Origin of the sequence: Pseudoalteromonas sp., from assembly GCF_041613455.1 — a bacterium.
In the GTDB taxonomy this organism is placed as follows: domain Bacteria; phylum Pseudomonadota; class Gammaproteobacteria; order Enterobacterales; family Alteromonadaceae; genus Pseudoalteromonas.
Map to the genome: position 1 here is coordinate 1 of NZ_JBFJHD010000152.1, position 7,457 is coordinate 7,457.

5 protein-coding genes and 3 tRNA genes are annotated in these 7,457 nt (G+C 41.8%); all 8 read left to right on the forward strand.

All coding sequences use genetic code 11. The annotated features are described in order from the left end of the window. Window position 1 precedes the first annotated feature (1 nt). The 8 genes from ABYB02_RS12545 to ABYB02_RS12580 all read left to right on the forward strand — a co-directional run bounded on the left by ABYB02_RS12545 (window position 2) and on the right by ABYB02_RS12580 (window position 7,266). Window positions 2–77, forward strand: a tRNA-His gene (locus ABYB02_RS12545). Window positions 78–92: 15 nt separating this feature from the next. Further along, window positions 93–169, forward strand: a tRNA-Pro gene (locus ABYB02_RS12550). A 64-nt stretch (window positions 170–233) separates the two neighbouring features. Beyond that, window positions 234–310: transfer RNA gene (locus ABYB02_RS12555), tRNA-Pro, on the forward strand. Between the two features lie 456 nt (window positions 311–766). Further along, the gene (gene tig / locus ABYB02_RS12560) at window positions 767–2,071 is read left to right on the forward strand and encodes a trigger factor (protein ID WP_372762785.1); all 1,305 of its coding nucleotides are present in this window, start codon (window positions 767–769) and stop codon (window positions 2,069–2,071) included. A gap of 168 nt (window positions 2,072–2,239) precedes the next feature. Further along, window positions 2,240–2,857, forward strand: coding sequence for an ATP-dependent Clp endopeptidase proteolytic subunit ClpP (clpP, locus tag ABYB02_RS12565; RefSeq protein ID WP_372762786.1), 618 nt, complete (start codon window positions 2,240–2,242; stop codon window positions 2,855–2,857). A 133-nt stretch (window positions 2,858–2,990) separates the two neighbouring features. Continuing rightward, window positions 2,991–4,274 carry an ATP-dependent protease ATP-binding subunit ClpX gene (gene clpX / locus ABYB02_RS12570; RefSeq protein WP_372762787.1) on the forward strand — a complete coding sequence of 428 codons (1,284 nt, stop codon included), beginning with the start codon at window positions 2,991–2,993 and terminating at the stop codon, window positions 4,272–4,274. 150 nt (window positions 4,275–4,424) lie between these two features. Next, window positions 4,425–6,785, forward strand: coding sequence for an endopeptidase La (gene lon / locus ABYB02_RS12575; RefSeq protein ID WP_372762788.1), 2,361 nt, complete (start codon window positions 4,425–4,427; stop codon window positions 6,783–6,785). 181 nt (window positions 6,786–6,966) lie between these two features. Then, window positions 6,967–7,266 (forward strand): HU family DNA-binding protein, encoded by a 300-nt coding sequence (locus ABYB02_RS12580; protein ID WP_372762789.1) that lies wholly within the window; start codon window positions 6,967–6,969, stop codon window positions 7,264–7,266. Window positions 7,267–7,457: the final 191 nt, after the last annotated feature.

Consider the following 7,457-nt stretch of genomic DNA (forward strand, 5'->3'; position numbering starts at 1 on the left):
GGTGATTGTAGCTCAGTTGGTAGAGCCCCGGATTGTGATTCCGGTTGTCGTGGGTTCGAGCCCCATCAGTCACCCCAATTTACAAAGAGTATCGGCGATTAGCGCAGTTTGGTAGCGCACTTGGTTTGGGTCCAAGGGGTCGCAGGTTCAAATCCTGCATCGCCGACCATTTTCTTATAAATGGTCTTAAATACAAAGTTTAAGTATTCAAAAGTTAAGTATAAAAAATATATCGGCGATTAGCGCAGTTTGGTAGCGCACTTGGTTTGGGTCCAAGGGGTCGCAGGTTCAAATCCTGCATCGCCGACCATTTTCTTTATTAACAATAATAAATGAAAATGGTTTTGATATTACACGCACTACTCACTTCAAAATCAGTATTATCGAGCACTTTGTTAAAGCAGAGATTGTTAATATTCGAAAATAAATAATAAAAACTCACTAATAAACTATTTTAGAACTTATAAACTATAACTTTATACTTTTGATTAGCTGCTAAATTAGCCTGTTTTTTATTCGCTTGATTACTAATAACACAATTGTGCTTCAAAAAATTGTTTCCTACACTCGACTATCATCAATATTACGTTATAATGCCGCGTCTATTATTTTAATATAGTGCCCGCAGGGCAGAGCAGCAATGGTATCTGGTGGTAGCGACGAATGTTTTTAAGCCACAAAGGTTTAAATTTTATCAAGACTCCTAAAGATGACTTTGTGTGTAAAGAAGGCGAACAGTCGCCAAAATTGAAGATTGAGGTAAATCATGCAAGTTTCTGTTGAGACGACCCAAGGCCTTGAGCGCCGTCTAACGATCACCGTTCCTGCAGAGAACGTTGAGACCGAAGTAAAAAAACGCTTACAACAACTGTCAAAAACGCAGCGTATTGATGGCTTCCGTGCTGGTAAAGTACCGGTTTCTGTAATTAACAAGCGTTTTGGACCTGCAGTTCGTCAAGAAGTTGCTGGCGAAGTAATGCAACGTAATTTTTACGAAGCAATCGTTGCAGAAAAAATTAACCCAGCTGGCGCACCAACATTTGCTCCAAAAGCACTTGAAGCGGGTAAAGATTTAGAGTTTTCAGCGACATTTGAAGTTTACCCTGAAATTGAAGTTCAAGGTTTAGATAAAATCAGCGTAGAAAAACCAGCTGTAGAAGTAACTGACGAAGATCTAGCTAACATGCTAGAAACACTTCGCAAGCAACACGCAGATTGGGTTGAAGTTGACACAGCTGCTGGCGAAAACGACCGTGTAACGGTTGACTTTGTTGGTACTATCGACGGTGAAGAATTTGAAGGCGGCAAAGCTGAAGATTTCCCACTAGAACTTGGTCAAGGTCGTATGATCCCAGGTTTTGAAGATAACATCGTAGGTAAAAAAGCAGGCGAAGAAGCGGTTGCAGATGTAACTTTCCCTGAAGATTACCACGCTGAAAACTTAAAAGGTAAAGCGGCTCAATTCACTATCACAGTGAAAAAAGTTGAAACGCAAGAATTACCAGAATTAAGCGACGAGTTTGCAACTAAATTCGGTGTTACCGAAGGTGGTGTAGATGCGCTTAAAGTTGAAGTTAAAAAGAACATGACACGTGAACTTGACCAAGCGGTTAAAGCGAACGTTAAAGACCAAGCAATTAAAGGTCTTTTAGAGCACAACGAGATTGAAGTGCCTAAAGCACTTGTAGATCAAGAAGTTGATGCACTGCGTCAGCAAGCTGCGCAGCGTTTTGGCGGCGACGCGCAAAACATGCCTGAGCTTCCAGCTGAATTGTTCCACGAGCAAGCAGTAACACGTGTTAAAACTGGCCTATTACTAGGTGAAGTGATTAAAGCAAACGAAATTAAAGTTGACGACGCTAAAGTTGAAGCTTTAATTGCAACGGTTGCTTCTGCATACGAAGATCCAACTGAAGTAGTAGAATACTACAAAGCGAATGATCAACTTATGCAGCAAATGCGTAATGTAGCAATGGAAGAGCAAGCGGTTGAAGCTATTTTAGCTAAAGCAACTGTGACTGACGTTGAAAAAGCATTTGACGACATCATGAATCCACAGCAAGGTGCTTAATAAGTCATTGACTTAAGCTCTCGCTAACGATTAAATGGCTCGTGTTACTCTGTTTATGCAGTGTGCTCGGGCCATTTTAGTTTATGGCTGTTAAGTTGCGAAAAATGATAACGATGCTTTTCTTTTATTAATAAGAACAAGTATTAGCGCATAAGGAATTAAATAAGTATGAACACTGGTATTACAGATCCTCTCAATGCATTGATCCCTATGGTTGTTGAACAAACACCTAAAGGCGAGCGCTCGTATGATATTTATTCGAGATTATTAAAAGAGCGTATTATCTTTTTAACGGGTCAAGTTGAAGACAACATGGCCAACCTAATTTTAGCGCAAATGCTATTTTTAGAATCAGAAAACCCAGAAAAAGATATTTTCTTATACATTAACTCGCCAGGTGGCTCAGTCACTGCGGGTATGGCTATTTATGATACAATGAACTTCATCAAGCCAGATGTAAGCACTATTTGTGTAGGCCAAGCGGCGAGCATGGGTGCCTTTTTACTTACCGCGGGTGCCAAAGGTAAGCGTTTTTGTTTACCGAACTCACGCGTGATGATCCACCAACCCTTAGGTGGTTTCCAAGGTCAAGCATCAGACTTTGAAATACATGCTAAAGAAATCCTGTCTATTAAAGACAAACTAAACCGTTTAATGGCTGAGCACACCGGCCAACCATTAGAGGTGATTTCAAAAGATACTGATCGTGATAACTTTATGACTGCTGAGCAGGCTGTAGATTACGGCTTAGTTGACTCAGTGTTCGCAAATCGTGGTCAAAAGTAAGCACTAGGCAAGCCAAAAGCGGCTTGCCTCTTTGAGTTGCTATGCGAAAACCAATAAATTTTGGTATAGTTAAAGCGTATTGAAATAGTCACCAGATATCTTGGTGGCCAACGTAATAAAATGAGGTAGCTGAATGTCTGACACTCCTACAGACGGCGACAAAAGTAATAAATTGTTATACTGCTCTTTTTGTGGCAAAAGCCAACATGAAGTTCGCAAGTTAATTGCAGGTCCTTCAGTATATGTTTGTGATGAATGTGTAGAGTTGTGTAACGATATTATCAGAGAAGAAATCAAAGACATTGCGCCAAAGCATGATGCCTCTGATAAACTGCCAGTACCAAAAGAAATTCGTAGTCACCTAGACGACTACGTTATTGGTCAAGACCATGCTAAAAAAGTGTTGTCGGTAGCGGTTTATAACCATTACAAGCGCCTGCGCAATCAATCAAATAAACAAAATGTTGAACTAAGTAAAAGTAATATTTTGTTAATCGGTCCAACCGGTAGTGGTAAAACATTATTGGCAGAAACGTTAGCGCGCTTATTAGACGTGCCGTTCACTATGGCCGATGCCACCACCTTAACCGAAGCCGGTTATGTGGGTGAAGATGTTGAAAACATCATTCAAAAGCTATTGCAAAAGTGCGACTACGATGTAGAAAAAGCACAACGTGGTATTGTTTACATTGATGAAATTGATAAAATTTCACGTAAATCAGACAACCCATCAATTACCCGTGATGTGTCGGGCGAGGGCGTGCAACAAGCGCTACTGAAACTGATTGAAGGCACCGTTGCCTCAGTGCCACCGCAAGGTGGTCGTAAGCACCCACAACAAGAGTTTTTACAAGTAGACACCTCGAAGATACTGTTTATTTGTGGTGGTGCTTTCTCGGGCTTAGATAAAGTGATTGAGCAGCGCAGTCATAAAAACACCGGTATTGGTTTTGGCGCCGAAGTTAAAGCGTCGGCAGCAAGCCGTTCTTTAAGCGAAACATTTAAAGATGTTGAGCCAGAAGACTTAGTTAAATACGGCCTTATCCCAGAGTTTATTGGTCGTTTACCTGTGGTTGCTACATTAACTGAACTTGATGAAGCGGCTTTAGTGCAAATTTTAAGTGAGCCTAAAAACGCCATTACTAAGCAATTCTCAGTCTTGTTTGGTATGGAAGATGTGGAACTTGAGTTTCGCGACGACGCACTCGCCGCCATTGCCCACAAAGCAATGGAGCGTAAAACAGGTGCACGTGGTCTGCGTTCAATTGTTGAAGGAGTATTACTTGATACTATGTATGAGTTACCTTCGATGGATAACGTTAGCAAAGTGGTGATTGATGAAACCGTGATTAAAGGTGAATCAGACCCAATCTTGATCTATGAAAATAATGAGCAAGATAAAGCAGCATCTGAGTAGTTTTTAAGCTATTTGATTTAAAAAGGAGCCTAAGGCTCCTTTTTTTATAATTAATTTAATCGAGTGCGGGAAAATTGTTGAACTTTAATTAGGTTATCCCCATATACTTGAGTAATCTTTAAAATAAATGAAGTGCAAAGAGAAAATATAATGACGCTTGAGAGAACCGATCGAGTCGAAATCCCAGTATTAGCACTGCGCGATGTAGTGGTGTACCCACACATGGTGATCCCGCTTTTTGTAGGCCGTGAAAAATCAATAAAATGCCTAGAAGCGGCTATGGAAAAAGACAAACAAATTTTCTTAGTTGCACAAAAAGATGCAACTGTTGATGAGCCTGAGCAAGATGATATTTATCGTGTTGGTACTATTGCCACTGTACTTCAGTTATTAAAATTACCCGACGGTACAGTAAAAGTATTAGTAGAAGGCACGCAGCGCGCTAAAATTGAAGAGTTTATCGACAGCGATGAGTTCTTTGTGGCGAACGCACAGTTTATCGAGTCAGACTCAATTGATGAACAAGAACAAGACGTGTTTATTCGCAGCGCGATCAGCCAGTTTGAAGGCTATGTAAAGCTTAATAAAAAAATTCCACCTGAGGTGCTTACTTCAGTGTCGGGGATTGATGATCCGGCGCGTCTTGCCGATACCATGGCGGCGCACATGCCGCTAAAAGTGCCCGAAAAACAAAAAGTGCTAGAAACCTCCAGTGTTACCGAGCGTTTAGAGTACTTAATGGCACTAATGGAAGGCGAAATCGACTTATTACAAGTTGAGAAAAAAATTCGCACCCGTGTTAAAAAGCAAATGGAAAAATCGCAGCGTGAGTATTACCTCAACGAACAAATGAAAGCGATTCAAAAAGAGCTGGGTGAGCTGGATGATGTACCAGATGAATTTGAAGCGCTGAAAAAGCGTATCGCCGAGTCGGGCATGCCAGACGAAGCGACCGAAAAAGCCACTGCTGAGCTTAATAAGCTGAAGATGATGTCGCCGATGTCAGCCGAAGCAAGCGTGGTGCGCTCTTACATCGATACGTTAATTAATGTGCCATGGAAAAAACGCTCAAAAGTGAAGAAAGACCTCGCCAATGCGCAAAAAGTGCTCGATAGCGATCACTATGGCTTGGATAAAGTGAAAGAGCGCATTATTGAGTATTTAGCGGTGCAACAGCGTACCAATAAACTCAAAGGGCCGATTTTGTGTTTAGTCGGGCCGCCAGGTGTGGGTAAAACCTCGCTGGGGCAGTCAATTGCGCGTTCAACTGGTCGTAAATACATTCGTATGGCACTGGGTGGTGTACGAGATGAAGCCGAAATTCGCGGCCATCGTCGTACTTACATTGGTTCAATGCCAGGTAAGTTGATTCAGAATATGAGTAAAGTGGGCGTTAAAAACCCGTTATTCTTATTAGATGAAATCGACAAAATGTCATCAGACATGCGTGGCGATCCGGCATCGGCGTTATTAGAAGTGCTTGACCCAGAACAAAACAGTCACTTTGCCGATCACTACCTTGAAGTAGACTACGACTTATCTGACGTAATGTTTGTGGCGACTTCTAACAGCTTTAACATTCCGGGTCCGTTATTAGATAGAATGGAAGTGATCCGTTTGTCGGGTTACACCGAAGACGAAAAACTTAACATTGCTAAACAGCATTTAATTACCAAGCAAGTGAAGCGTAACGGCTTAAAAGCGCAGGAAATAGACATTACCGATAGCGCTATTATTGGCATTATTCGTTACTACACCCGTGAAGCAGGGGTGCGTAACCTAGAGCGTGAAATTTCTAAATTGTGTCGCAAAGCAGTGAAAAATATTTTGCTGAACAAAGACACGAAAACAGTCACTATCGATGCCGACAACCTAGAAACGTTTTTAGGTGTGCAACGCTTTGATTATGGCAAAGCCGAAGACGGCGACCGTATCGGCCAAGTAACTGGTCTTGCGTGGACCGAAGTGGGCGGCGATTTACTCACCATTGAATGTGCCGCAGTGCCAGGTAAAGGTAAGCTAAGCTACACCGGCTCATTGGGCGATGTGATGCAAGAGTCGATTCAGGCAGCGATGACGGTGGTGCGTAACCGCGCCGATGAACTGCGCATCAACAGTGACTTTTACGAAAAACGTGATATTCACGTGCACGTACCCGAAGGCGCCACTCCTAAAGATGGCCCGAGTGCCGGTATTGCCATGGTTACCTGTTTAGTGTCGAGCTTAACTGGTAACCCAGTGCGCGCCGATGTGGCGATGACGGGCGAAATTACCCTACGTGGTGAAGTACTGCCTATTGGTGGCTTAAAAGAGAAGTTATTAGCGGCGCATCGTGGCGGAATTAAAACCGTTATTATTCCAAAAATTAACGAACGTGACTTAAAAGAGATCCCAGACAATGTGCTGGCAGGCTTAGATATTCACCCCGTTACTTGGATTGATGAAGTTTTAAAACTGGCTTTAGCGCACCCTGTTGATAGTTTTTCAATCGAAACAGCTAAAAACGCGTAAAAAACGTTAAAAAAGTGCTTTTAGGGGCTTTTCAAATCTAAACGGTATGATAAGTTAAGCACTGGTTTTCAAGCCTAGCCCTTATGGGGCCTAGGCTTAAGAAAAATATAATCATGTGAGCATAAAAGTTTGCTCTAAAATTTCAAAACAGTGATGTTAGTTAAAAAAACAATCGCTCTTGATAACAACAATGAAAGAGGATGATATTGTGAATAAATCTCAATTAATCGATCAAATCGCAGCTGATGCTGACATTTCTAAAGCGGCTGCGGGTCGTGCACTAGATTCATTCATCGAATCAGTTACTGGCGCGCTTAAAGATGGCGATTCAGTTGCCCTTGTTGGTTTTGGTACTTTCTCAGTACGTGAGCGTGCTGCACGCTCTGGCCGTAACCCACAAACAGGCGAAACGATTCAAATTGCTGCTGCCACTATTCCAGCTTTTAAAGCCGGTAAAGCGCTTAAAGACGCAGTAAACTAATCACTGTTTTAAACACATTAGTTGTGGTGAAGATAACTATGCTTAGCCCACTAAGTTGAGCAATTAAGTAACTTCACCGCCAGTTACTTCAAGTAAAAAAGCGTATCTGGTAAGATACGCTTTTTTTACATATGACAAGGTAAAATACCTTGATCAAAAAGAGATAAACAAATGCTTGAGAAAATCAGAGA